Source organism: Corallococcus sp. AB045, from assembly GCF_003668895.1.
GTDB lineage: Bacteria > Myxococcota > Myxococcia > Myxococcales > Myxococcaceae > Corallococcus > Corallococcus coralloides.
This window is the reverse complement of sequence record NZ_RAWN01000377.1, coordinates 1-3,482: the sequence shown is the minus strand read 5'-3', so window position 1 is coordinate 3,482 and position 3,482 is coordinate 1. Positions and strand designations below refer to the sequence as shown.

General features: G+C 72.8%; 1 protein-coding gene and 1 pseudogene. Both read left to right on the top strand.

The window, feature by feature from the left end:
- Positions 1 to 3 precede the first annotated feature (3 nt).
- On the top strand, positions 4 to 2,487 hold the full coding sequence (locus tag D7Y21_RS40700) for a ribonuclease H-like domain-containing protein (RefSeq protein WP_121718576.1): 2,484 nt from the start codon (positions 4 to 6) through the stop codon (positions 2,485 to 2,487).
- An 85-nt stretch (positions 2,488 to 2,572) separates the two neighbouring features.
- Positions 2,573 to 3,482, top strand: a pseudogene (locus D7Y21_RS40695) (hypothetical protein); the annotation flags it as partial.

The window sequence follows — 3,482 nt, the reverse complement described above, 5'->3', positions numbered from 1 at the left end:
CCCATGGCCCCGCCGCCCCATCCGCTGGAGGACGAGTGGTTGTGGGGATGGGACCCCACGCCGGGCATCGTGTCCGTCTGGGCGGAGCCGGACGGGCGAGCCTTCATCTGGAAGCGGCAGCCGGGCACGCACACGCGGCTGCGCGAGGACGCGAGGTACCGGCCCTGGGTGTTGCTCGCGTCGCTCCAGGACCTGGAGCACCTGGGGGACGCGCTCCGCCCGGAAGGCCTGCCGCCGGTGCCGGGCGCGATGACTTTCCGTGAGCTGGAGGGCCCCGGCGCGCTGCGCTTCCTCGTCAGCGCGGATGACGGCCGCGCGCTGGCGTCCGCGGTGCTCAAGGGCGCATCGAAGCGGTTGGACCAACGCGTGGGCCACCTGCGCGACCTGGGCCCAGCCGCGGCGCTGGTGCTGCCTCCAGAGGAGCAGTACCTGGTGGCCACCGGCCGCACGTACTTCCGCGACCTGGTCTTCGACGACCTGAGAAGGCTCCAGTTCGACCTGGAGACCACCGGGCTGGACCCATCCAGGGACCGCATCTTCCTCGTGGCGGTGAGGGATGCGGACGGCCGCGCGGAGACGCTGGAGGTGACGGCGGACGGCGACGCGGGCGAGGCGGACCTGCTGCGCCGGCTGGTCGCGCGCATCCGCGAGGCCGACCCCGACGTGGTGGAGAACCACAACCTGCACGGCTTCGACCTGCCCTTCCTGGACCAACGCGCGAAGCGGCTGAACGTGCCGCTGGCGCTGGGCCGAGCGGGACTGCCGGGCCTGCGCCACCGCCCCTCGGCGAGAGGCGCCGCGCTGAACCGGGGCCCTGGAGGCCGTGACGCGGACGCCATGCGCCGCGCGCGCTACACCGTCCCCGGCCGCGAGTTCATCGACACGCTGGACGCCGTGCGCCGCCATGACTTCGCCGCCCGCGACCTGCCCGGCCACGGCCTCAAGGCGGTGGCGCGGCACCTGGGCCTGTCCGGGCCCGACCGTGAGCTCATCCCCGGCGCGCGCGTGCACGATGTCTTCCTGAAGGATCCGGAGCGCGTGCGCCGCTACGCGCGCGAGGACGTGACGGAGGCCGCGGGGCTGGCGCACCTGTTGGGCGGCGCGGCGTTCGCGCTCGCGCGCATGGCCCCCCGGCGCTACGAGCGGCTGGCGGACGCGGGCCCGGCGACGGGCGTGTTGGATCCGCTGCTGGTGCGCGCCTACGTGCGCTCGGGCGCGGCGCTGCCCGGGCACGAATCCGGCGACGGCACGTCCCACAGCGGCGCCGCGCTGCACCTGTTCGCCACCGGCGTCGCGCGCCACATCGTGAAGGCGGACGTGGCCAGCCTCTACCCGTCGCTGATGCGCCAGTACCGCATCGGGCCGAAGCGCGACCGGCTGAACGCGCTGCTCGCGCTGGTGGACCGGCTGGTGGATCAGCGCCTGGACGCGAAGGCCAGGGCGAAGAAGGCCCCGCCCGGCTCACAGGAGCGCCACACGCACGAAGCGATTTCGGCGGCGATGAAGATCCTGATCAACTCCGCCTACGGCTACCTGGGCGCGGTGGGCCTCACCCGCTTCTCGGACGTGCACGCCGCCAACGAGGTGACGCGGCGCGGACGCGAGCTGCTGGGCCTGATGTGCCGCGAGCTGGCGCACCGGGGCGTGACGCTGCTGGAGGCCGACACGGACGGCGTCTACTTCGCGGTGCCGGAAGCCTGGACGGAGGTCGACGAGCGCCGCGTGGTGTCGGAGGTCGCGGCCCTGCTGCCGCCGCGCGTGAAGCTGGAGTTCGACGGGCGCTACGCCGCCATGCTGTCGCACGAACCGAAGAACTACGCGCTCCAGCCCTACGCCGGCCCCCTGCTGCTGCGCGGCGTGGCCTTCCGCTCCAGCCGCGCGGAGCCCTATGGAGAGGACTTCCTGCGCCGCTCCCTCCAGCACCTCCTGGCCGGCGACGTGCGCGCCGTGCGCGACACGTACGAGGACGCGGTGATGGCGCTCAGGCGGCGCCAGGTGCCCACCTTCGAGGTCTCCGCGCAGGTGCGGCTGACCAAGTCCCCCTCGCAGTACCTGGCCACGCGCAAGCAGCGCAGGGAACTGCCGTACGAAGCGCTGCTCACGAACGGCCGCGAGCACTGGTCCCTGGGCGAGCGCGTGCGCATCTACCGCGCCACCGGCGGCCGCGCGGGCCTGCTCCCGGAAGCGCTCACCGAGGACGGCGAACCCGCCCCGCGCCCCGCTCCGGGCGAGCCCACGGGCGACGACACGCGCAACTACGACGTCGAGTACTACGTGCGCCTGCTCAAGGACTCCTTCGCGGCCCGGCTCGCGCGAGGCCTGGCCCCGGAGGACTTCGCCACCGTGTTCGCGGACCCGGATCAGCCCTCCCTCTTCACCCCGTCCCTCGCGGACGCGCGGCCCGTGCTCAACGTCGTGAGAGAGCCCAGAGGCCCGGAGTTCGGTGAGGACACGCAGGTGGTTGGAGCCCCGCCCTTCTCACCGTGACTGGAACCCTGCCGTGTCCCGGTTGCTCCGGGAGTCAGTGGGAGGCTTCTGCTACGTTGCGTCAACTTCGATGGCCTTCTCGTTGATGAAGCGTCTCCCGCCGCGCGCGCTGGTGGTTCCCGGCACCGTGGCTCTGCTGCTCCTGCTTCCCTGGCTCATCTATTGGAGCGCGGTCATCCACCGGTATGGCCTGCGTGACGACTACGCCATCCTGCGCGAGGCGCGCGAGGAGCCGGGGAAGATCCTCCGTTTCTGTGCGTCGCAGGGCCGCCCGCTCTACGGCTGGATGCTGGAGGCGTCCGCGAAGGCGGCCGACGGCATCGACGGGCTGGTGGGGCTGCGTCTGATGGGCGTGGCCGGCCTGGGCGTGCTCGCGGCGGCGGTGTTCCTGCTGCTGCGCAAGGAGGGCTGGAGGCCGGGCTCCGCCGCGCTGCTGGCGGGGTTTCTCACGGTGACGCCGTCCGCGCAGGTCATCGCCAACTGGAGCATCTGCTGGCCGCAGGCCCTGGCGCTGATGCTGGGCCTGGGCGCGTTCGCCTTCGCCCGCCGCGCCATCGGTCCGCCGGGAGCGGAGGCCCCCGTCCGGTGGCCGTACGCGCTGGCGGCGGTGGGGACCATGGCCACCGCGACGCTCATCTATCAGGTGAGCGGCCTGTTCTCCGCGGTGCTGCTGGCGGCGTCGCTGGTGGTGCACCGCGACGTGTCGCTGAAGGACACCGCGCGCTGGATGCTCAAGCACCTGCTGGTGATGGTCGCGGGCCTGGCGCTCGCGTACGCCGTCACCCAGGTGCTGTTCAAGACGGGCGTCTTTCCGCCCTCGCCCCGGCTCAGCTTCGAGAAGCACTGGGTGGACAAGACCGTCTGGGCGCTCACGCACGTGTTCCCCAACGCGCTCGCGCTGTCCGCGCTCAACGAGGCGCCGGGGGGCGACATGGACGGCTACCGGGCCATGGTGGTGCTGACGCTGACGCTGCTGGGCATGGGCATCGCTGTGG

Bases quoted from the DNA above. Each gene is read 5' to 3' on its own strand.
- D7Y21_RS40700 (WP_121718576.1), top strand. From the start codon at position 4: ATGGCCCCGCCGCCCCATCCGCTGGAGGACGAGTGGTTGTGGGGATGG.